At 56.2% G+C, this 21,175-nt stretch carries 24 protein-coding genes, 4 tRNA genes and 1 pseudogene; 15 read left to right on the top strand and 14 right to left on the bottom strand.

What is annotated here, in order from left to right:
• Positions 1-24: 24 nt before the first annotated feature.
• The 6 genes from purF to HU742_RS08230 all read left to right on the top strand — a co-directional run bounded on the left by purF (position 25) and on the right by HU742_RS08230 (position 4,048).
• Positions 25-1,530: an amidophosphoribosyltransferase gene (gene purF, locus HU742_RS08205; RefSeq protein WP_030142021.1), complete on the top strand. Its 1,506-nt coding sequence runs from the start codon at positions 25-27 to the stop codon at positions 1,528-1,530.
• A gap of 56 nt (positions 1,531-1,586) precedes the next feature.
• Positions 1,587-2,798 (top strand): O-succinylhomoserine sulfhydrylase, encoded by a 1,212-nt coding sequence (locus HU742_RS08210; RefSeq protein WP_186639889.1) that lies wholly within the window; start codon positions 1,587-1,589, stop codon positions 2,796-2,798.
• Complete coding sequence (locus HU742_RS08215; RefSeq protein WP_186639888.1) at positions 2,795-3,568, top strand: SDR family oxidoreductase; 774 nt, start codon at positions 2,795-2,797, stop codon at positions 3,566-3,568. The genes HU742_RS08210 and HU742_RS08215 overlap by 4 nt, the downstream gene beginning before the upstream one ends.
• A 103-nt stretch (positions 3,569-3,671) precedes the next feature.
• A tRNA-Val gene (locus HU742_RS08220) sits at positions 3,672-3,747 on the top strand.
• Between the two features lie 58 nt (positions 3,748-3,805).
• Positions 3,806-3,882, top strand: a tRNA-Asp gene (locus HU742_RS08225).
• A gap of 89 nt (positions 3,883-3,971) precedes the next feature.
• Positions 3,972-4,048 (top strand) — tRNA-Asp (locus HU742_RS08230).
• A gap of 192 nt (positions 4,049-4,240) precedes the next feature.
• Here HU742_RS08230 and HU742_RS08235 read toward each other — a convergent pair.
• Positions 4,241-5,524, bottom strand: a complete 1,284-nt coding sequence (locus HU742_RS08235) for an NAD(P)/FAD-dependent oxidoreductase (protein WP_186642198.1) — start codon at positions 5,522-5,524, stop codon at positions 4,241-4,243.
• A 183-nt stretch (positions 5,525-5,707) separates the two neighbouring features.
• Between HU742_RS08235 and HU742_RS08240 the strand changes: the two genes are divergently transcribed.
• Both HU742_RS08240 and HU742_RS08245 read left to right on the top strand, forming a co-directional pair.
• A tRNA-Val gene (locus HU742_RS08240) sits at positions 5,708-5,784 on the top strand.
• A gap of 189 nt (positions 5,785-5,973) precedes the next feature.
• Positions 5,974-6,618 (top strand): hypothetical protein, encoded by a 645-nt coding sequence (locus tag HU742_RS08245; protein ID WP_186639884.1) that lies wholly within the window; start codon positions 5,974-5,976, stop codon positions 6,616-6,618.
• 682 nt (positions 6,619-7,300) lie between these two features.
• Here HU742_RS08245 and HU742_RS08250 read toward each other — a convergent pair.
• Positions 7,301-7,657, bottom strand: coding sequence for a VOC family protein (locus HU742_RS08250; RefSeq protein ID WP_186639882.1), 357 nt, complete (start codon positions 7,655-7,657; stop codon positions 7,301-7,303).
• Positions 7,658-8,065: 408 nt separating this feature from the next.
• Between HU742_RS08250 and HU742_RS08255 the strand changes: the two genes are divergently transcribed.
• Positions 8,066-8,677, top strand: a complete 612-nt coding sequence (locus HU742_RS08255; protein WP_186642199.1) for a hypothetical protein — start codon at positions 8,066-8,068, stop codon at positions 8,675-8,677.
• A gap of 1,432 nt (positions 8,678-10,109) precedes the next feature.
• On the opposite strand, the gene HU742_RS08260 is transcribed toward HU742_RS08255, so the two are convergent.
• The 3 genes from HU742_RS08260 to HU742_RS08270 all read right to left on the bottom strand — a co-directional run bounded on the left by HU742_RS08260 (position 10,110) and on the right by HU742_RS08270 (position 11,271).
• Positions 10,110-10,409 carry a hypothetical protein gene (locus HU742_RS08260; protein ID WP_186642200.1) on the bottom strand — a complete coding sequence of 100 codons (300 nt, stop codon included), beginning with the start codon at positions 10,407-10,409 and terminating at the stop codon, positions 10,110-10,112.
• A 297-nt stretch (positions 10,410-10,706) separates the two neighbouring features.
• A complete protein-coding gene (locus tag HU742_RS08265; protein ID WP_053123438.1) occupies positions 10,707-10,994 on the bottom strand; it encodes a type II toxin-antitoxin system RelE family toxin in 288 nt (95 codons plus the stop codon).
• Positions 10,984-11,271 carry a type II toxin-antitoxin system Phd/YefM family antitoxin gene (locus HU742_RS08270; RefSeq protein WP_053123436.1) on the bottom strand — a complete coding sequence of 96 codons (288 nt, stop codon included), beginning with the start codon at positions 11,269-11,271 and terminating at the stop codon, positions 10,984-10,986. The genes HU742_RS08265 and HU742_RS08270 overlap by 11 nt, the downstream gene beginning before the upstream one ends.
• 372 nt (positions 11,272-11,643) lie before the next feature.
• Here HU742_RS08270 and HU742_RS08275 point away from each other — a divergent pair, with 372 nt between their 5' ends.
• Positions 11,644-11,916, top strand: coding sequence for a hypothetical protein (locus HU742_RS08275; protein ID WP_018610855.1), 273 nt, complete (start codon positions 11,644-11,646; stop codon positions 11,914-11,916).
• 134 nt (positions 11,917-12,050) lie between these two features.
• On the opposite strand, the gene HU742_RS08280 is transcribed toward HU742_RS08275, so the two are convergent.
• The 4 genes from HU742_RS08280 to HU742_RS08295 all read right to left on the bottom strand — a co-directional run bounded on the left by HU742_RS08280 (position 12,051) and on the right by HU742_RS08295 (position 14,023).
• A complete protein-coding gene (locus tag HU742_RS08280; RefSeq protein WP_186639872.1) occupies positions 12,051-12,359 on the bottom strand; it encodes an addiction module antidote protein in 309 nt (102 codons plus the stop codon).
• A gap of 2 nt (positions 12,360-12,361) precedes the next feature.
• On the bottom strand, positions 12,362-12,655 hold the full coding sequence (locus tag HU742_RS08285) for a type II toxin-antitoxin system RelE/ParE family toxin (protein ID WP_025212842.1): 294 nt from the start codon (positions 12,653-12,655) through the stop codon (positions 12,362-12,364).
• Positions 12,656-12,829: 174 nt separating this feature from the next.
• Positions 12,830-13,354, bottom strand: coding sequence for a DUF2867 domain-containing protein (locus HU742_RS08290; protein WP_186642201.1), 525 nt, complete (start codon positions 13,352-13,354; stop codon positions 12,830-12,832).
• A 24-nt stretch (positions 13,355-13,378) separates the two neighbouring features.
• Entirely contained in the window at positions 13,379-14,023 is a 645-nt protein-coding gene (locus HU742_RS08295; protein WP_186642202.1) for a DJ-1/PfpI family protein, read from the bottom strand.
• Positions 14,024-14,149: 126 nt separating this feature from the next.
• On the opposite strand from HU742_RS08295, the gene HU742_RS08300 reads away from it, so the two are divergent.
• The 3 genes from HU742_RS08300 to HU742_RS08310 all read left to right on the top strand — a co-directional run bounded on the left by HU742_RS08300 (position 14,150) and on the right by HU742_RS08310 (position 15,594).
• On the top strand, positions 14,150-14,719 hold the full coding sequence (locus HU742_RS08300) for a TetR/AcrR family transcriptional regulator (RefSeq protein WP_186642203.1): 570 nt from the start codon (positions 14,150-14,152) through the stop codon (positions 14,717-14,719).
• Positions 14,720-14,822: 103 nt separating this feature from the next.
• Complete coding sequence (locus HU742_RS08305; RefSeq protein WP_186642204.1) at positions 14,823-15,437, top strand: hypothetical protein; 615 nt, start codon at positions 14,823-14,825, stop codon at positions 15,435-15,437.
• A complete protein-coding gene (locus tag HU742_RS08310) occupies positions 15,394-15,594 on the top strand; it encodes a hypothetical protein (protein ID WP_186639862.1) in 201 nt (66 codons plus the stop codon). The genes HU742_RS08305 and HU742_RS08310 overlap by 44 nt, the downstream gene beginning before the upstream one ends.
• Before the next feature lie 552 nt (positions 15,595-16,146).
• Here the strand turns inward: HU742_RS08310 and HU742_RS27040 are convergent.
• Positions 16,147-16,278 (bottom strand): annotated as a pseudogene (locus tag HU742_RS27040) (APH(3') family aminoglycoside O-phosphotransferase); the annotation flags it as partial.
• Positions 16,279-16,802: 524 nt separating this feature from the next.
• Here HU742_RS27040 and HU742_RS08315 point away from each other — a divergent pair.
• Both HU742_RS08315 and HU742_RS08320 read left to right on the top strand, forming a co-directional pair.
• Positions 16,803-18,242 carry an ATPase domain-containing protein gene (locus HU742_RS08315; RefSeq protein WP_186639860.1) on the top strand — a complete coding sequence of 480 codons (1,440 nt, stop codon included), beginning with the start codon at positions 16,803-16,805 and terminating at the stop codon, positions 18,240-18,242.
• Between the two features lie 23 nt (positions 18,243-18,265).
• Complete coding sequence (locus tag HU742_RS08320; protein ID WP_186639858.1) at positions 18,266-18,628, top strand: response regulator; 363 nt, start codon at positions 18,266-18,268, stop codon at positions 18,626-18,628.
• 426 nt (positions 18,629-19,054) lie between these two features.
• Here the strand turns inward: HU742_RS08320 and HU742_RS26880 are convergent, their stop codons facing one another.
• The 4 genes from HU742_RS26880 to HU742_RS08335 all read right to left on the bottom strand — a co-directional run bounded on the left by HU742_RS26880 (position 19,055) and on the right by HU742_RS08335 (position 20,853).
• The gene (locus HU742_RS26880; RefSeq protein WP_264082664.1) at positions 19,055-19,189 is read right to left on the bottom strand and encodes a hypothetical protein; all 135 of its coding nucleotides are present in this window, start codon (positions 19,187-19,189) and stop codon (positions 19,055-19,057) included.
• 483 nt (positions 19,190-19,672) lie between these two features.
• Positions 19,673-19,849 carry a DUF3606 domain-containing protein gene (locus HU742_RS08325; protein WP_186639856.1) on the bottom strand — a complete coding sequence of 59 codons (177 nt, stop codon included), beginning with the start codon at positions 19,847-19,849 and terminating at the stop codon, positions 19,673-19,675.
• 90 nt (positions 19,850-19,939) lie between these two features.
• Positions 19,940-20,368, bottom strand: coding sequence for a DUF2628 domain-containing protein (locus HU742_RS08330; RefSeq protein ID WP_186639854.1), 429 nt, complete (start codon positions 20,366-20,368; stop codon positions 19,940-19,942).
• 287 nt (positions 20,369-20,655) lie between these two features.
• Positions 20,656-20,853: a hypothetical protein gene (locus HU742_RS08335; protein WP_186639852.1), complete on the bottom strand. Its 198-nt coding sequence runs from the start codon at positions 20,851-20,853 to the stop codon at positions 20,656-20,658.
• Between the last annotated feature and the right edge of the window lie 322 nt (positions 20,854-21,175).

Genomic DNA, 21,175 nt, shown 5'->3' on the forward strand with positions numbered 1-21,175 from the left:
TCCATTAAGTAGGGGTTGCGTCGCATGTGTGGCATCGTCGGTATCGTCGGTAAGTCGAACGTCAATCAGGCGCTGTATGACGCGCTAACCGTGCTCCAGCACCGCGGCCAGGACGCTGCCGGTATCGTGACCAGCCATGACGGCCGGTTATTCCTGCGCAAGGACAATGGCCTGGTGCGCGACGTGTTCCATCAGCGTCACATGCAGCGCCTCGTCGGCCACATGGGCATCGGCCACGTGCGTTACCCGACCGCGGGCAGCTCGACGTCGGCCGAGGCCCAGCCGTTCTACGTCAATTCGCCGTACGGCATCACCCTGGCGCACAACGGCAACCTGACCAACGTCGAGCAACTGGCCAAGGAGATCTACGAATCTGACTTGCGCCACGTCAACACCAGCTCTGACTCGGAAGTGATGCTCAACGTGTTCGCCCACGAGCTGGCCCAGCGCGGCAAGCTGCAGCCGACCGAAGAGGACGTGTTCGCCGCCGTGACCGACGTGCACAACCGTTGTGTCGGTGGTTATTCGGTGGTGGCGATGATCACTGGCTACGGCATTGTCGGCTTCCGTGACCCGCACGGTATTCGTCCGATCGTATTCGGCCAGCGTCATACCGACGAGGGCGTCGAGTACATGATCGCCTCCGAGAGCGTGTCCCTGGACGTGCTGGGCTTCACCTTGATTCGCGACCTGGCCCCGGGCGAGGCCGTCTACATCACTGAAGACGGCAAGCTATATACCCGCCAGTGCGCGACCAACCCGAGCCTGACCCCGTGCATCTTCGAGCACGTCTACCTGGCGCGTCCGGACTCGATCATCGACGGTATCTCGGTCTACAAGGCGCGCCTGCGCATGGGCGAGAAGCTGGCCGACAAGATCCTGCGCGAGCGTCCTGACCACGACATCGACGTGGTCATCCCGATTCCGGACACCAGCCGCACCGCGGCCCTGGAACTGGCGAACCACCTGGGCGTGAAGTTCCGCGAAGGCTTCGTGAAGAACCGCTACATCGGCCGTACCTTCATCATGCCCGGCCAGGCTGCCCGGAAAAAATCCGTACGCCAGAAGCTCAACGCGATCGAGTTGGAATTCCGCGGCAAGAACGTGATGCTGGTGGACGACTCCATCGTGCGCGGCACCACCTGCAAGCAGATCATCCAGATGGCCCGCGAAGCGGGTGCCAAGAATGTGTATTTCTGCTCCGCGGCCCCGGCCGTGCGCTACCCGAACGTCTACGGCATCGACATGCCGAGTGCCCATGAGCTTATCGCTCATAACCGCACGACCCAGGAGGTCGCCGACCTGATCGGCGCCGACTGGCTGATCTACCAGGACCTGCCGGACCTGATCGAAGCGGTCGGCGGCGGCAAGATCAAGATCGAGCAGTTCGATTGCGCGGTATTCGACGGCAAGTACGTCACCGGCGATATCGACGAGGCCTACCTGAACCGGATCGAGAACGCGCGTAACGATGCGTCCAAGGCCAAGACTCAGGCGGTCAGCGCGATCATCGATCTGTACAACAACTGAGTCACGAACCGGCCCTGAGGGGCCGGTTTGCGTTTAACCGATTAAGGAGTGACAGCATGAGTCAGGATTGGGATGCCGGTCGGCTGGACAGCGACCTAGAAGGCGTAGCGTTCGATACCCTGGCGGTTCGCGCGGGTCAGCACCGTACACCGGAAGCCGAGCATGGCGATCCGATGTTCTTCACCTCCAGCTACGTCTTCCGCACCGCCGCCGATGCCGCGGCGCGCTTTGCCGGTGAGGTGCCGGGCAATGTCTATTCGCGTTATACCAATCCGACCGTCCGGGCATTCGAGGAGCGCATCGCCGCCCTGGAAGGTGCCGAGCAAGCCGTCGCCACCGCCACTGGCATGGCCGCGATCATGGCGGTCGTGATGAGCCTGTGCAGCGCTGGCGATCATGTACTGGTGTCACGCAGCGTTTTTGGCTCGACCATCAGCCTGTTCGAGAAGTACTTCAAGCGCTTTGGCGTGGAGGTCGACTACGTACCCCTGGCGGACCTGTCCGCTTGGGATGCCGCGGTCAAGGCCAATACCAAGCTGCTGTTCGTCGAATCGCCGTCCAATCCGCTCGCTGAACTGGTGGACATCGCCGCGTTGGCGGAGATCGCCCACGCCAAGGGCGCCATGCTGGTGGTCGACAACTGCTTCTGTACCCCGGCGCTGCAACAGCCGCTCAAATTGGGCGCGGATGTGGTGGTGCACTCGGCCACCAAGTTCATCGACGGCCAAGGCCGTTGCATGGGCGGCGTTGTCGCCGGTCGTGGCGAGCAGATGAAAGAAGTGGTGGGTTTCCTGCGCACTGCCGGGCCGACCCTCAGCCCGTTCAACGCCTGGATCTTCCTCAAGGGCCTGGAAACCCTCGGCCTGCGCATGAAAGCCCATTGCGCCAACGCCCAGGTCCTGGCCGAGTGGCTGGAGCAGCAGGACGGCATCGAGAAAGTCCATTACGCCGGGCTCAAGAGCCATCCTCAACACGATCTGGCGGCGCGCCAGCAACGCGGTTTCGGCGCTGTGGTGAGTTTCGAAGTCAAGGGGGGCAAGGAGGGCGCCTGGCGCTTCATTGATGCCACTCGACTGATTTCCATCACCGCCAACCTGGGTGACAGCAAGACCACCATCACGCACCCGAGCACCACGTCCCATGGCCGCCTTTCGCCGCAGGAGCGTGAAGCGGCGGGCATCCGCGACAGTCTGATCCGCGTTGCGGTCGGCCTGGAAGACGTAGCGGACCTGCAAGCCGACTTGGCCCGCGGGTTGGCGGCCTTGTGATCGAGCTGGCAACGCCGCCGAGCGGTACTCACGGCCGGGTTGCCCTGGTGACGGGCGCCGCACGGGGGATCGGCCTGGGTATTGCCGCCTGGCTGATCTGTGAAGGCTGGCAAGTGGTGCTGACCGACCTGGATCGCGAGCGTGGTTCCAAGGTAGCGAAAACCCTGGGCGACAACGCCTGGTTCATCACGATGGATGTGGCGGACGAGGCGCAGGTCGCCACCGGTATTGCCGAGGTGCTCGGGCAGTTCGGGCGGCTCGACGCGCTGGTGTGCAATGCGGCCATCGCCGAGCCGCACAACATCATCCTGGAAAGCCTGGACCTGGCTCACTGGAACCGGGTCCTGGCGGTGAACCTCGGCGGGCCGATGCTGCTGGCCAAGCATTGCGCGCCTTACCTGCGCGCCCACAATGGCGCCATCGTCAACCTGGCCTCGACCCGCGCCGCGCAATCGGAACCCGACACCGAGGCCTATGCCGCAAGCAAGGGGGGGCTGTTGGCGCTGACCCACGCCCTGGCGATCAGCCTGGGCCCGGAGATCCGCGTCAATGCGGTCAGCCCTGGCTGGATCGATGCGCGGGACCCATCCCAACGTCGCGCAGAGCCATTGACCGACGCCGATCATGCCCAGCATCCGGCGGGCAGGGTAGGCACGGTGGAGGACGTGGCGGCGATGGTGGCGTGGTTGTTGTCGCGCAACGCCAGTTTCGTCACGGGTCAGGAGTTCATCGTTGACGGCGGCATGACCAAGAAGATGATTTATCAGTGACGAGCGTCTCTGTGCCTCGTTTGAACTGTTTTTAAAAAACTTCAACGCTGCTATTGACTTAGCTTCGGTACCTGCGTAAATTTCGCGGCCTCAACGCAGCAAAGGGTGATTAGCTCAGCCGGGAGAGCGTCTGCCTTACAAGCAGAATGTCGGCGGTTCGATCCCGTCATCACCCACCATGTTTCTTGAGAGTCTTGCGAAAGCAAGATGGAAGCTGTCAAAAGCCTCCACCGACGCGCAGCGGTAGTTCAGTCGGTTAGAATACCGGCCTGTCACGCCGGGGGTCGCGGGTTCGAGTCCCGTCCGCTGCGCCATATTTTCCGAAGCAGGTTCGCCTGGTTCGAGATTAAAGCCCAAGGGTTTTGATCAGACGAGTTAACTGGACGCAAGTCCATAGCGATACGCAGCGGTAGTTCAGTCGGTTAGAATACCGGCCTGTCACGCCGGGGGTCGCGGGTTCGAGTCCCGTCCGCTGCGCCATATCTGCTTCGAGGCCCACTGAACGCCTTGAAGCTAAGAAGAAAGCTGAAAAGCTCCTTCTAGTCGATAGCAAAGACCCTGGTCGAAAGGCCGGGGTTTTTTGTTTTCGGAATTTGAAAGATTGGAACAAGCCCCGTGGCGAGGGAGCTTGCTCCCGCTGGGCTGCGAAGCAGCCCCCTGTTGTTGGCCGCCTCAGAACCCCAACTTATCCCGCAAGCCGTAATACCAAGCTCCCATCGCCGCAAACGGCGTACGCAACAACTGACCGCCGGGGAAGGGGTAGTGGGGCAGGTCAGCAAACGCATCAAAACGCTCCGCTTGCCCTCGCAGCGCCTCGGCCAATACCTTGCCCGCCAGGTGCGTATACGTCACGCCATGACCGCTGCAGCCCTGGGAATAATAAATGTTATCCCCCAGCCGCCCGACCTGCGGAAGACGCGACAGCGTCAGCAGGAAATTTCCGGTCCAGGCGTAATCGATCTTCACATCCTTGAGCTGCGGGAACGCCTTGAGCATCTTCGGTCGAATGATCGCCTCAATGTTCGCCGGATCCCTCGCGCCATACACCACGCCGCCGCCAAAGATCAGACGCTTGTCGCCTGTCAGCCGGTAGTAATCGAGCAGGTAGTTACAGTCCTCGACGCAATAATCCTGCGGTAGCAGGCTACGGGCCAACTCTTCCCCCAGCGGCTCGGTGGCAATCACCTGGGTGCCGCAAGGCATGGACTTGGCCGCCAATTCCGGCACCAGATTGCCTAGATAAGCGTTGCCCGCCACGATAATGAACTTGGCCCTGACCTTGCCCTGCGGCGTATGCACCACCGGACTGGCGCCGCGCTCGATGCGCACCGCCGGCGACTGCTCGTAAATTACCCCGCCCAGCGACTCCACCGCCGCCGCTTCGCCCAACGCCAAGTTAAGCGGATGAATATGCCCGCCGCTCATGTCCAGCATGCCGCCCACATACTCCTCGCAAGCCACCACTTCGCGAATGCGCCGCTGATCCAGCAGCTCCAGCTGGGTATGGCCAAAACGCTCCCATAAACACTTCTGCGACTCCAGATGGCCCATCTGTTTATCAGTGAGCGCGGCGAACACACCGCCGTCCTTCAGATCACACTGAATCTGATACTTCGCCACCCGCTCACGAATGATCCGCCCACCCTCGAACGCCATGTTGCCCAGTAACTGCGCCTGTTGCGGGCCGACGCTGCGCTCGATCACATCAATGTCGCGGCTATAACTGTTAACGATCTGCCCGCCGTTGCGACCCGAAGCGCCAAAGCCCACCTTGGCCGCCTCAAGCACGGTGACCTTGAAACCGTTCTCCAGCAAAAACAGTGCAGAGGACAGGCCGGTATAACCGGCGCCGATCACGCACACATCGGTTTCGACGTCATCCTGCAGGGCAGGGCGCGAAGGCGTCGGATTGGCCGATGCGGCGTAATACGACGCTGGGTAGGCTGTGTTCGCCATTCTGGAACCTCTGTTTTATATTTTTTACGAATGCAGCGATCCTACCCGAGATAAAAATCCGCCGCCAGCCACCGCAAAATCTTCGTCGCATCGGCGCAATTAAATATTTTGCATATTCATAGGGTTAGGTGAAAAAAAGGTATTGACACCCCTCCGGAATTCCGTAGAATGCCGCCTCACAGCAGGCACGTAGCTCAGTTGGTTAGAGCACCACCTTGACATGGTGGGGGTCGTTGGTTCGAGTCCAATCGCGCCTACCAAACAAAATCCGCTCTGCTGGGCGGTCTAGAAGGGCTCACCGAAAGGTGGGCCTTTTTTTGTTGGATGCGTTTCAAGCTTTCCCAAAGCTTTTTACATCCCACCTCACAACGCTCATTCGACATCCAACTCAACGTATCCAATCGCCGTAGTGTCGGATGTTGAGTTGTCGAGTACATAAGGACATGGTCATGCGAGTCGTCACTTTCGTAACTTTTCTCTCTGTAGCACTTGCTGGTTGCTCTGGAATTCCTTCAGTTCCATACGAAGAGCCTGCCCAATCGGAGGGAATGGCGCGCGTTCGCGTTATTACGAACTCCGATGTGTTCGGCGATAGCATCACCGGCAGTTGTGCTCCTGCTACCCGGCATAAAATGGCTGAAGCCGGACGTTTCGGGCGGGACGGGACAGCGAACATCAACTATCCGCAGTACCCCCAGAAGTCGGCGAGCCTTGGCATGCCGCAACGAGTTTTCCCTACTCTTGCTCAGTACGTCCCTGCCATTCGGATGGGCGAAGGGGCTTACAAAGAAGTCGTAACCGAGTATCGCGTTAGGACTGATCTGCCGTTCCAAATGGCGACCCTGGGCGCGACCATTGGTAGCTATGGCAGCACTTACTCGACCTGCGGTGGCCAGGCGCTCGTTTACAAGCTGGAACCAGGGAGAGATTACGAAGCTTTGGCTGGGGTGAGTAGCAGACCAAACAAAGATGGTCAGCAGACGCTTGTTTGCATGTTCGCGGTTTTTGAACTCGCCGCTTTTCCTGGGACTTCAATTGTGATTCCCAAGAAGCTGACGCCTGCTGCGCCTCCGCAGGAAGTCTGCAAGAACTAACAAGCGCAGCCCGGCCATCAAGCCGGGCTTTTTATTGTCCGCTCGTCGACGCCATAGCACTCTCATTCTGAGCGCCGCCTCTCAGCTATATAGGCGCAGATTCCGCGCATTAGAGGAGACATAGCATGGTGGATGACAATAACGGCCCCGAAGCGCCGTACCCCGGGCCAGATGAGAAGACGCCCGACGCAGGCGAAGGCCATGGATCCGGGCTTGAGCAAGCTAAGTCTGAGCCGAAGCAGGGCACTGGCGAGAGACCGGAGGACTGGAGCCCGCCTCCTGGCAACCCGGGTTCTGACCAAGACGCCCAGACGAATCGTGAGAATGGTGGTGCTAAGTAGATTGCTGAACAGCATGACGACGGATAACCCAGCCATCGTGCCGGGTTTTTCGTTGCCTTCAATTTACATGAAGGAGCAGCGCTCGCGTTAATCGAGCTGCGGAGGAAAAAAGGGTCAGGTTTATCTTGCTTCGCTTCGCTGAGAGCTTCCATCGAACGGATTCGATCCTGGGGTCTTCCGGTAGGAGCGAGGTGGCGCTTGCGTCATTCAGACACTCTAATAGGCTGACGTTTAGCACTGGCAAGCCGAAGCGAGAATTGACACGGAGTACTTAGATGCAGCTAGCTGACGCAGTTCTCGGTGCTTACGATTGACTGCGGCTGACCGAAAACTGCCGTTTCTTACTGCTGCTCGGTCCACACGGCCAGTTCATAGCCATCTGGATCTGTGAAGTGGAACCTGCTGCCACCAGGGAAAGAAAATATCTCCCGGGTGAAAACAGCGCCTAGGGCCTTGAGCCGCCGTTGTGTTTCAGCGAGGTTGTCGGCGTACAAAATGATTAAAGGCCCACCGGGTCGAACGGGCTCGCCTGTAGTGAAACCGCCGGTGAGGCGGCCGTCAGTGAACTCGGTGTAGGTGGGACCGTAGTCGACGAATGTCCAACCGAATGCGCTGCCGTAGAAGGCTTTGCTACGGGCGATATCACCTACATTCAGCTCGATATTGTCGATTTGTCGGTCTTTGCCGCGAACGCTCATGCTCGCCTCCCTGGCTGATGTTTAGGGTGGCGAGTATAACGTCACTGTCGGCTCTCGACAGGCCCGGCGCATCGAGCTTGCATTGAACTACTTGCGCTTCAACTGCTGCCGGGATTGTTTCATTCGAAAGGTCAGGACTCAGGATGCGGTTGAGCGATTCTTTCCCTGAGTACACGGATTAAAAATTTCCCGAATACTCTCGCTGGTGCCTACATAGGTTTTGGTACCTGGTACCGCCACAGCCGAGTAATTCTTGCGATCGGTGACCCGAATAAAACTGCCTTGCGCAGCCGTGAAGCTCTCAGTGTTCGGCGGCACTAACACGCTCAGGAACTGGGCTTTCTTGTCGAGGGCCAAGGCACCTCCCACGCCTGCTCTCAGGTAGCCCCAGCAATTCAAGGAAGAGTCATGAACAGGACGCTCTGTACCGCGCTGAGCCTTTCGATTATTGCGTCATCCACCGGGTGCGCCACAAAACCTGCGAAGGAACCGTTCATAGCCCCCCAGATTTATGGCTATACCTTGAATCAACCGCTTTCCAGCGATGAGTTCAAGGCGCTTTCCGCTACCGGAGGCGAGTCGGGCACGGGCTCCAGGGTTTACAAGCGCGTCGATGACCAAGGCGATACCTACGAGGTTTTCCTTGATCGTCAGGTTCGCCCAGATTTTATTAGGAAGACGAGTCGTGCTTTTGCACGTCAGCCTGAATGTGAGACCGAGCTTGAGGCGCAGGTCGCCCAGTTGAAGCAGCTCCTGGCCAGCCACGAAAACCGTGCGCCAGTGCTGGGTGATCATTACGTGAGCTTGGACACCACGCAATGCAATGTCGGTCGGTACGATCAATCCCCAACCTATCGTTATGCCCTGAGCGTGTCCGAGGGAGTAGTCGCTCCTCCGTCGAAACGAGGCCTGGGCGATAAGATCCATGATGCCTACGGGGCCGTCTGGATGACTATGCTCGGCGTCGCCCTGTTGCCGTTTGCACTGGTTGGTGCAGTTGTGGTTAAGGCCACCGATTGAGTTTCGTGCGGTCCTGGTTTTTTGGGGGAAAGGGGGAGGTGGCTGGGATTTTTTGGTCATCCTGTCGACAAATTGGAGTTTTTTGTTGAAATTCATATGGGCTTTCAGCTTTGGCATACTGTTGACGGGGTGCACAAATACACCCGCTAACCTCATGTCTGAATCGGACAGTTACGATGGCTCGTTCCAGCCGAACGTTACTGCTCAATCTGCTTACCGAAACATCCGTCAAGCAAGCAGAATTTGTTTGGAGCACTCTCCGCTCGGGACTCCGGTCACAACAGAAGGTGAGTTCGATTCAGAGCTCGGTAGCGGGCAGATCACCCAGCGTATGGTTGCCCAAGGCGTGAGGCTCAGCTTGGCGATCATCACTATCGAGGCCACCCCTGAGGGTATCGTTGAGATAAAGCTATATACCCTCAAGGGATGGAGTTCGATTGGGGTCAAGGCGCCTACGTTGGACAAGCTTCGTTCGTGGATCAAAGGTGATAAATCTTGCTAAATGTCGACTGCGTTACGACGCACTGTTCTGCGCTCTTGGCGAAAGGGCTCGGTGCGTTGTGGTTTTTTGGGCGGCAGTGCTCTTTTTGGTGTAGCTCATCCAACACAAACAGCGTGAATGCATTCAACACCTCCGGAGCCGCGCTCGATCTGCAGGTCGGCCTGGTGTCATCATTGCCCAAGGAAAGAAATCATGGCCTACCAAGCTCCCGGAATTTGCTTCTCTGATGTCGAAACAGTCTCGTCTGAAACTCAGAGAAGGAGGCGACTGGCGTAACCCGGCTGACGTCACCAGCAAGCAATCAATCCTCGCTAAGCACCTTTATTTTTCGCTGCCAGTCTTGGGTTATGACCTGAAGACTGAGATCGGCCGACAACGCTATCTGGAGGAGCGGTGTCACCTTCTCATTACGCTGACCGAGACCCGGGAAGAGGCAAGGGAGATGGAGAGAACTGAAGAAAATAGCGGGGACTATCGGTTTGGAGGAAGGATTGAAGCCCTCCCGCTCGAGACTTAGCGGATGTGTGAATCTGAAGGCCAGACGGGAGCACGGTCTTAAGGCTGTGCCAAGTGAAGACTGGTGGGACTTAGATTGATGATATGGAAACTGGTAAGCGGATAGATACGATAAGTTAGCACTCTGTGAGTGATAACCTAAGCATTCTTCTATAAATGATATTGGATCAAGTTATGAAAAGCGGTGAGAGGACGCTCGGAGCTAGCCTCGCTAACAGAGTAGTGGTCCCCGCCGCTTGGTTATCGGGGATTGTGACGATAGGACTTTTGTGGGGCATGATAGAGTTTTCGTCCGGTAAGCTTACCGTCGAAGGACGTCAGCTCTTCCTGGCTTCTGTTTCTATTTTTTGCCTCGCCATATGGCATTTGATACGGCGCAAGAGACGAGCAAAAGCGCTTGTAGCATCCATCAACCTAAAAGAAGGTCTGAGTCTTGAAGATACTCAGCTGCTCGGCTTTCCAAGCCCCATATTTTTTGTCTTTGACCCCTCCAACAAGAAACTCGCTCAATGCCAAAGCGCCACCGGCGATTATCAAGTACGAGATATCACGTGGGTAATAGGCTGGCAGTGTGAGTGGAAACAGATTGACACCAGGGTGTCGGGTGGGGTTCTTCAAATAGTCGATGGGGCGGGCATGAGTGTTCCAGCCGACGAGATTCGGCGTAGATTCATAGGGTTCGTACTGGTTCTGACGGTTGCCGATACAAGCCATCCTCCCCTCCGTTTTCCAATGAACCGGAGCGCAGCTGAAGGGTGGTGTAGTCGGTGCAATGTACTGTTCAAGTGCTGAACACGAAGCATCACACCGGAAGATAATTATCTTTAAAACTCGCGGCAGCGCTGATGCAAACGGAAAAAGCGGGGGACAGACCACGATTATGAGACTGGCCGATTATAGACGGACCAAAATTGTGGTCTGTCCCCCTCGGTTCTCAAAAGCTTCTTGGAGATCAGCAAGACCCCTTCAAATGAAAAATGCCCGGCCCAGCGCCGGGCTTCTTGTATCTGCCTACCGATTCTTGGCCGAGTCGTAGACGCTGCTTCGTTCCCGCTTGCCGACGGCCAGCACCAGGATGACAATCCGTCCATCCTCAACGCGGTACACGAGTCGGTAGCCGGCGCCGCGCAATTTGATCTTGTAGCAGTCCTTCATGCCGTGAAGCGCATCTCCTGGCACTCGTGGCCCGGCCTGCCGTTCTTGAAGCTTTCGCAAGAACTGGAGGCGGATGGTGCCGTCGAGCTTCCGCAGTTCCTTCAGAGCTTTCGGATCCCACTCGACTCCGTACTCAACGGCCATTGGCGATATCTGCCTCGGCCTCGCCGATGAGATCGTCGAGAGATACTCGAACGGGTGTTTCGTTGGCATCGAGCCGTGCCTTGACCAAGTGAACCAGTTCCAGTTCGTCCAGGCGCTCAACCATCGCCTCGTACACGTTGGCAGGGACCATGTAGCCCATAACGCGGTTGTGATTCAGCACGGCCACGGGCAAGCCGTTGGCGCCGCTCAGGACGGCAGAGGGGTTCTTCTTGAGTTCGGATACGCTGACGGCCACATCGGCCAGGATATTTTGCATAGATAAGACTCCTATTTAGGTCGTTATTCTGGTCTTTTGCTGCTGTGTAGGCAAGCGCTCAGCGTTCCAATCCCTCGTTCAAAGGTTGGATGGAGCTTGGCTGCTCCGGACGTTTTTGTTTCGGGAAAAGGGGGGCGGGAAAAAGGGAAAAGATGAGGGATTTTTTTGCCGCTGCGGCTTATGAGGGCTCAAACGAGCGCCGCGAAAGGCATTGACGCAAATTCCTACACAAACCTCGGAAGCCAGCGCATTGCAGCATCTGGATAGGCAACTTATTGTCTCTATATCGCCCAGATGGGGATTCGGGTTTGGCGACTCGATTGAATGAAGCGCAGAAGCTCCTGCTCCTTATCAATTGAAGAGGTACTGCTCATGACCCGATACATGCCCATCACCGGCATCGACTGCATCCCCGCAACCCTGCTCATCGACACCGAAGCACCTCTAGACGTCCTTTTCGAAACCGCCGATTACCGCATCCGCACGGTGACCCAAGTCTTGGAAAATATCGCGTTTCGCTCGGACATCAGCTCAGACACCGTGGTGCTCACTGATTTTTGTAAATTGCTGACCACGTCATTGCGCGATGGCTGTGATGTCATGGATGTGATCGGACGACGATTGCGGGCGCAGGTGGCGGAATAATGAAAGCGGGCGACTAATCAGTCGCCCGTTTCATAAAGCTTGGGAGAAAATTCAAGAGGGCAGGACATGTGTCCCCATTGACTGCAGGGTATGGGTAAAGAAGAGGCGAAGCCAAAGAACAAGGAAACCCATACTCAGACAGGCGAATGTTCAACTCCATGCCCAGGCTGCGCATGAAGATCAATGCCTAGCGCATGAATGACCTTGAGTACGGTATCAAATCTCGGCTTTGACCCGGGTGCGAACGCCTTATACAAACTTTCTCGCCCCATGCCAGAGTCCTTAGCGATCTGCGCCATGCCTCGGGCCTTGGCGACATAGCCGATCGCTCGGAGAAATTCCTCGCTATCACCATCAGCCAGCACCTGAGAAAGGTATTCACTGATGGCTTCGTCGCTATCGAGCAGTGCCGCCATGTCAAATGTCGTCAGGTGTTGGCTCATGTTCAAATCTCCTTTGCCAATTTCTTCGCTCGCCGGATATCAGCACTCTGTGAAGACTTGTCACCACCAGCCAATAGCACGATGACCACTCCACCGCGCATGGTGAAATAGACCCGGTAGCCGGCGCCTACATCCACACGCAACTCTGAAATACCATCACCGACAGGTTTTACATCGCCCAGGTTACCTGCTGCTGCGCGATCAATGCGGCGGGCGATAGCGATTTTTGCTCGCAGATCACGGACCGATGAATGCCAAGCAGTGAACGTCTGCGTTTGCTGGATGAGATAATTCATGGGTTGACCGTATCCAGTTGGATACTGGAAGTCAAGATACTGATGTTGGTCATCGGTCTCCAGTCTTTGACCGTTGATGCGGTTTGTCTGTAAAACCGCGCCATCCCTTTTTAGGGCGGCTTCGCCACCCAGCGGGAGCAAGCTCCCTTGCCACGGGGTCTGTGTTGTCGCGGCTCAGGCAGCCAAAGGCCAACCAACACGCGCTGCACGGCGCAGGCTCGCCTTAACAACCAAACGATGAAACGGGGCAATAACGAAGATGTAGGCTCGGCCCAGACGGTTGTGGCACTGGACTACGGTTGAAAAAATCAGTTGGCGACTGCCTGCTGGCTCTGCCTCTTCAGAGCAGAGGATTGATATCCGAAAGTCGAGGTGCTTGTCATCCTCTCCCAACACGATCTCAGTCTGGTTCGTGCTGTAGACCTTGAAGATTTGAATTCGGTTAGCAAGGGTTGCCAGATGTCTGGCTGTCTTGAGGCCAAAACAGGCAACGACGGTGTCTCGGACTTGCATGAGCCATCCGATCCAGGGTGGCTGATGGGAAAGGATGAATCGCGCGAGCAAATCTGGATCGCTGGAGGTGCCCGCAGGGAGCTGAATTGCAAAAGCGTCCGCCAGGTTCGTCGCCGTGTAAAGGTGGGTGACGCCGGACCTCGAGGGGACCGGCACGGACTGAATGAGCTCAAATTCTCGGGGCATTGGGGATCTCTTCCTGAGTTTTAACTACCAATTAGATGACATGCCATGTCGCGTTTTTTGTTGGGAGGCGCCAACTTCTCCTTGTCGGATACTGAGCCCGATCAGCGCATCATACAGCGCCTGCTGCCCAGCGGGCAGAACAGGGAGCAACGTCGCACGGCGCTTGTCGGCATCGAACCAGGATTCAACCAACCATCCCACCAGGTAGAGCGCCGAAAGGCATCCGCCAGCGGTCGCAACGTTGCCCTGGCATACAAGAGGCTGGTCCACGGGCTCAAGTCCCAGCGCTTGCAAGCCCGATCGTGCATCGGGGTGTGTCGTTGCCTGGCCGCGGAGCAGCCCAAGCCGTTGGAGAATGAAAGCTCCGGCACAGATGGCGCCGATTCGCTGGTGTCTGGGGTCTAGTTCAAACGACGGCAGGAAATCCGGGTCGGCCAGTGCGGCGGGTATTCCTTCCTTGCCGCTGGCGAACAATACCGCGTCGGCACTGTTGGCCTCGGAAAGCGGACCGTGCACCGGAACAGGCAGGCCGTGCGCCGAGCGCACGACAGTGCTGGAACCCAATATTCGAACGTGCCAGTCCTCGGTGTTGCGGCCTAAGATGTCCCACATCAGGAATAGGTCGATGTCAGTGAATTGGTCGAACGCAACCAGAGCGATTTTCTTCAAGGCGAGCTCCATGAAAAGTACCGGCATGCAAAACGCAACGGCTATCTTTGCCTGAGTTCAAAGCGTATCAATCGGCTGCGCGCCATACACAGCCTGTATGGCGCTAAATAGGGAGCGAAATAACGAATGGAAAAACTAACGCGTCACCATTGGATCGCTGCTGGTTTTGAGGCCCTCGACCAGACAGGGCATATTGGCGTGTCAGCCGAGAGTCTATCGCGCCGATTGAATGTGACCCGCGGATCGTTCTATCACCATTTCCGCAATCGCGAAGACTTTGTCCGCACCTTGCTGGCCGCTTGGGAAGAAGACTACACGGAGCGCATGCTCGCTTTTGCGGCCCAGGGTCGTAGCACGGGCGAAATCTTGAAACGCTACTTGAGTATTGCCGCTGAGAAACAACCTGGGCGGGAAGTTTCCATCCGAGCCTGGTCGCTGCACGATCCGTTGGTAGCCGAGTATCAACAGCGCGTTGACACACGACGACTGGACTTCGCGGTACGAGCGTGCCGCCGCTTCGCCCATAGGCCAGGCGAAGCAGAGGTGATGGGGCAGGTGGCCCATATATGCCTGATTGGGGGCCAACAGGCAGGGCTGCGGCGTGATGCCGCTCGCTTCAACAGTTTTGTGCATCGAGCCTTTTCACTTTTTGAAGGAGCTCTTCCACCATGGCGGACTTGGTCACGAGAGGGATGAGCATGGGGAGGCCTGATCTGATGGCGTTGTGGACGGGTCATGGGTGGGGGCCGCGAATAGCCAAACCCTGTGTTCCGATGTCTATTCGGGATGAGGACCGTTAATGCCGTACAACTACACGAACGGCCGCTACTTGGTCTTCAAAGGCCGGGGCAGCGATGGGGCGCCCTTGGGCCGGATTCACCAGGACGGAATAGTTCGAAACCTCCTGGGTGAGCCGCTGTATTACATAAACATGGACGAACATGCGTTCAGTTCGGTCGATTTTGTCTTTCAGGGCGGTATACAAAAAAGTCGCGGCACGTTTTATGTGCTCAGCGACAAAGTTCTTTTCACATTTTCCGAGATGATGGTTAAGCCACTGGGAAACGAGACTGAGGAGGAGGCGCTTCACAGGGAGTTCAAAAGGAGGGCGCTAAGTTTGGCAGGGCAGATCATCCAGGCGAAAAATGAGATGGTGCAGGCACGCTTGGATATGGCCTGGTCCAATTTAAATCTTTTCCGCCGTTTCCGTGCCTTCCTCACGAGCCGAGCCCGCAGGGAGCGAACATCGCCAGGGTGGCGTTACAGTGGGCTGGAAAGTGATCATGAGCTTAAATCGACGTCTGTCCCCGCGTCCTCCAGTGAGTTCAAAATCATAATCTGTCCCCAGTCTCAGCAAAGAGGGGCAATCAATGCCCAAGAAACTTCAGGAAAGCAAAACAGCAACGGCCGCTGACATCGAGCGCTCTATCCTGGCTCTGAACAAAATGGCTGAACGCCTCTGGGGCGACGGGCGGGAAGCTGAGGCGAAAGCCTTGCTCGATGCCTTGGATGCTTTAAACAGGGCGCTCGACAGGATCAGGATTGGGGAGAGCCGCAGGGTTCTTCATTGAGCATTAGAGTGTTTACGTGATGGCCGCTCGTCAACGGGCGCACTTGCGCAAGATGTGGGCCGCAGGGGTTACAGGGTTGCCAATGAGCTTGCCCTGAGTAATCTCCTGGTCTCTGCGGTGCAAGCGGTCTCGATGGTCACTAACCGATTCCTGCCCAATGAACAGCGCAATTCCAGGGACGGCCCCCTGCAGGCAGTGAGCATCGCTTCGTAATGATTTGACCGGTGGTCCGGCCCTTTGGAATTACTGCCGCCCGGGAGACTCCATCCCATCGAGGAATATGTATTCCTCAATGGCGGTGAACACCGCCCCGAGGTAAATGGAATGACGTCGTTCGAAGAATTCAGGGCCACATTCCATGAGCTTCTCAAAGAGCTGGATGCCGCGGCGTCATGCGACCGAAAGTCCCACTTTCGCGGTATCGGCGCCTGGTTCCGGACCATACACCAACACACCTTTCTCGGAAGGCATGCCGAAGCTTTTTACAACAGCAGGTGTGACCACGCCGAGATGCGCCCCTAGGTGTCCCGCCGCAACGGGCACGGGAGCGGCGTCCAGAAGCCGATAGAAATAAATCCGTTTCTGATCTGTATTGGCAACCCCATGGCGCCGCAGAAAAGGCTCTACTCAACGCTCACCCAGTTCCTAGGCAATGTCGCGGGTGGCTAGGTCCTGGTATCGATCCCTTCCCCTGATAGCGTTGTGTGAAAAGGTTAATGACGGGCTTTGTGAAGTGCACGAAACGCCGAGCTTATCCGAATGGAAAGGGGCTGTGCCCTGCGGGTTTTCAAACCTTGCCGAGCTAGCTGGATGTCTCCATAAATATGCTTGGCGAGGTTTTTCAATCCGGCTTCTCCTCGATAGTCGCTTCTTACCAATCCCACCACTGCAAATGATTCCCCGGTCTCTCCTGTTACCGTGAGCGAGGCAGTGCCGTCAGCGCACAGGGTACATTTGACCGTGCATCCTGGCAGCAGGCGTCCCAACGCGTCCTCAATCTCGGCCCTACCTAGCTTGTCCACGACGCAACCTCGGGTTCGTTTGGGCCAAAGCATAGCCAGAATACAGGCAGTGATACAGAGATCTGACGAAAGCGAACGTTTTTCCGCACCTACTTTCTATTCACCTGAATGGCCTCGAATTAGAATTGACGTTAGCATTTCATTCGTCCGGCTAAAAAAGCCTGTTTTTCAGATCAGGGTCACATTGTGGAAAAGCTAAAACGCCTTCAAAGCGGAATCGAAGGGCTCGACGCTCTGCTGAATGGAGGGCTGGTCGCAGGTGCTTCATACATAGTCCAAGGCCGCCCAGGTTCAGGCAAGACTATCCTCGCCAACCAGCTTGGATTCCATCATGTGCGCAATGGAGGCCGAGTTTTAGTCGCCACGCTGCTGGCCGAGTCACATGACCGTCTTTTCCAGTTTCTTTCTACCCTGAGCTTTTTTGACGCATCCAAAGTTGGCGCTGAGATCCAATTCGTCAGCGCATTCGATACGTTGGAAAACGAAGGTTTGGATGAGGTAGTGAAACTGCTTCGGCGCGAGATCAGTCGGCAAAAGGCTACCGTCATGGTCGTCGATGGTTTGCTCAATGCGCGTTCCAAGGCCGATTCGTCTATCGACACCAAGAAGTTCATCTCAGAGCTGCAAGGGCATGCGGCTTTCGCCGGTTGTACCGTACTGTTCCTCACTAGCTCTCGGCTTGACGACGGTAGCCCGGAGCACACGATGGTGGACGGTGTGATCGAAATGGGAGAAGAGCTGTTCGGTACGCGTTCGGTACGGCGTATTCAACTGCGTAAGACTCGCGGTAGCAGCGCATTGACCGGCCTCCACGAGTGTGAAATCACCGATGACGGCTTAGTTGTCTATCCGCGCCTCGAAAGCCTGTACAGTCGCCCTTCCTCGCCTGACAGTGCGGACCTGACGCGTATCGCCAGTGGAATCGAGTCGCTGGATGACATATTGGGCGGGGGGTTACACAGCTCAAGTGTATCTTTGGTCATGGGCCCCTCCGGGATCGGTAAAACGACGCTGGGTCTCAAATTTCTGGCCAAGTCGACGGTAGATGCCCCAGGCCTGCATTTTGGATTTTATGAAAGCCCGCAGCGGCTACGCCTGAAAGGCCGCTCACTGGGCATCGACATCGAAGCCATGGAAGCAAGCGGTGCGTTGAGCATTGTCTGGCAGCCCACCACCGAAGGGTTGCTGGATGGGCTCGGCGCGCGGCTGCTGAGCATCGTTAAAGAAAAAGGTATCAAACGCCTATTCATCGATAGCCTAAGCGGCATGACTCGGGTTTCGACAAATCCGGGGCGGATTACAGATTTCTACAGTGCGCTTATGAACGAGCTGCGCTCCCGAGGCGTTACGGTATTCGCTTCTTGGGAAATGCGTGACCTGTTTGGTTCCGAGGTCAGCGCACCGAACTCTGACCTATCAAGCATCGTCGATAACCTGATGCTCATGCGTTTCTTTGAGAATGGTTCTGAACTAAGCAGGACGCTTTCCATTCTTAAGGTACGAGATAGCTCCTATGACCCTTCGCGATTCGAGGTGGTCATTCGTGATCAAGATGTTTACCTGAAAAAGGCTTTGAGAAATGAACCGCCAGTCGCCACTGAGTCATCGCCTGGTTCAACATCATAGGTCTTTGGGCAGGTTGAATTGACATGACCACCATCCTGGTCGTCGACGACGAGTATTTGATCGCTGACATTATCAGCTTCGCGCTGGAGGACGAGGGCTTCATGGTCGTAAAGGCCAGCAATGGTCGAAAAGGACTCGAGGTGCTCGAAAGAGAGCGTCCAGCGTTGATTGTTACGGACTTCATGATGCCCGTCATGGACGGCCTGGAGTTCGCCACCGCCGTGCGAGCTCTTTCCTCCACCCATCATTTGCCAATCATCTTAATGAGCGGTGCCCAGGCGCACATAGGTATGCAGAGATCGGATTTATTTGATGCTGTGCTGCCAAAGCCATTCGACATAGAGTCGATCATCGCGGAAGTAAAAAAGCTCTTGGCTTCGGAGTAGTTCGTAAGTGGACCCGTCCGCAGGCGCGCTCTCAGCCTTAGGGGCAGGATGCGTTGAACCGCGCCCTTGATCGCATAAGGATCGGGGAGAGCCGTAGAGTGCTTCACTGAAGCCCGCCAAGTCCCATGGCTACAAACCGATCCTGCAGGCCGAGAGTCGAGGACGGAGCGTGACCGGCCCGGGAAGTCGTGAATTAATTTGAACTGCCCGGGCCATGGTCTGCCGAACGCCTATCACCAAGAGGACAAGCGCATGAGCGACGAACAGAAAAAAGAGCCGCCCAAGGACGACACTCCCGCCCATTCCACCGAGCAGGAGCGTGAACGTTTGAAGGATTTCAACAAGGACGGAATTCCGCCGGGGTCTTCCTGAGTGCAGCGGCGCCGTTCGCTGGAAGCGCTTTAAACAGCGCGACCGAAAAATATTTTACCGGACCACACAAACCCAGTGATGGCCATGCCGATACGGCGCGCGGATAAACGCCACGTCCGAGACCAGTACCATGCCGCGGTCCTGAAGTGCTTCGGTCAGTTCTACGAGTGTCTCTGCTTCGATAGTCATTGCTGTTACCTCGTCAGATGACTGCCTTCATAATTTTTGACCGGACGCCGCGACGGGTAATTCATTTTTCTAACGAGCTGATCCAAGGGCACTCAGCGCCTGTCAGCTCTTGCTGCTGACTCAAGATGCTGCTGACTCAAGATGCCGCTGGCTCTAGCGTATCTTTATAATTCAGAGACTGAAAACTGGGTCCAACTGTTCAACGATGTCAGTTGGGGAGACGACGGCCTTCATTTCACGGCCTTCGCCTACAGCAACAAGCCAGATCTTTATGACCATCCGTATCATAAGTCCAAGACTCCGCAAGTGATCGCTATCAACGACGACGGGACGCTTAAGCAAATATCGTTCATTAAAAGCACTGATCGCTCCGAGTCGACACTGTTCCGAAAGAGCGCCAAGTAAGGTCATGTCTAAGGCATCGGTGTCATTCGATAGGGCATCAGGATAAAAAAAGCCCCACAGGGACGTGGGGCTTATTGATTACTTCTTCAGTTGCTTGCGAACATCATCGGCCACCGGCCCAGCAGCCTTGACTGCTGCCTTGAGCTCGTCTTCGGTTACGCCGAATTCTTTCGCCCAGTATCTCAATTCCCAGTCTTCGGAAGTGTTAATGCGGTTCCGGTCCTGGGGCCCGCGATTGCTCAAGTCGTCAGCCATTGTCGAGTTCCTTTGAGAAGGCCTGGTAACGCCAGGCGACTCTCAATGGACAATCAGGCTGGGCTGTTTGCGCAATTTTTATGGCTTATGTCAGAGGCGCATGCCTTTAAGCGGATTCCAGCCTTGCTCGCCTTTCACCTCTTTCAAGTAATAGGCGTAGTTGGTCATGAGCGCGTACATCATCGACATGGCGATGTTCAGGCCCATGCTCAAAGGTCGCGGGAAATCCATGCCGACGATGGCGAAAATCACGCTCAATACGATATTGATTGCCAGGAAAATACCCAACAGGGCCAGGTTTTTTTTCCACAGGCCCAGAACGAACAGGTAGATAGGCCCGAAGAAAAATGCAATGACGTTGGCATTGATCAGTATCTTCTTCTTGAAGTCTGGCAGCGTCTTGACGGCTTCCTTGTAGCGCGGGTCGTTTGGTGCGCCATAGGTGTCAAAGAAGGCGAAGCGCTCCTGCCATTTGGCGCTGTATTTATCGGTGCCTTGTACTTGTTCAGTGCTGCTCATTTTTCCGTTCCTTGTGTTCCATGAAAGTGGATTTCTTCCGAAAGTCCCGCGCTTCTGTCTTTAGCCTTGGATCCGAAGCGTTGTGCTGCCCGCTTTATAAGCGTTCACGCACAGAAATACCGCACCGGTCGTTTAAATGGCTAGCTGATCTGTGATGGACATCACGATAGTCCGGCGCACGCAGGCAAGGAATACTCAGGAAGGGGGCGGAAAGGGAAAAAGGCAGGTCATCCTGAATCGCCCGTTCAACAACGGGCGACAGGATCATCCAGCACTCAGGTCAACACTCAGAGCATGGCCTCCGCAAAAACATGGTCTTGGGTCATCGTCAGAAAGTGCAGCGGCATGTCCTGCTTTGCTTGTGGGCACGGCATTTCAAAACTGCCAACTACCTGGCTTTCAAGTGCGCTCAGCCGCATCGACTCCTCTTCCTTTAGTTTTGCCATTCTCGCGTGGTTCGCTGCGATTTCATTGAGAGTTGACACGGTACATCTCCAGTGGCTGACCAAGCATGAGAATTTGCCGCCGCGCCAGAAAGACGTCGTCCTGGGCTGCTACGACGTTCCGGTGCAAACCTTGCGCCAGAGGCAGCGGCGTTATGCGAGCCTCTTTCCCCAAGCGACCAGCGGCATGAAACGATGGTGTTCAGGCCGGCAACGTTTCAACTTTGCCTCAGAAATAAGTCACTGATAATACAAACCCATCCTTGGGCATGAAGTACGTTGACGATGCAGGCAACCGACGCGCAGCGTGATATGGAACTAATATCACCGTGAGTCTCTATATCTTTACAGGGGACATCCCCTT

Origin of the sequence: Pseudomonas marvdashtae (genome assembly GCF_014268655.2) — a bacterium.
GTDB lineage: Bacteria > Pseudomonadota > Gammaproteobacteria > Pseudomonadales > Pseudomonadaceae > Aquipseudomonas > Aquipseudomonas marvdashtae.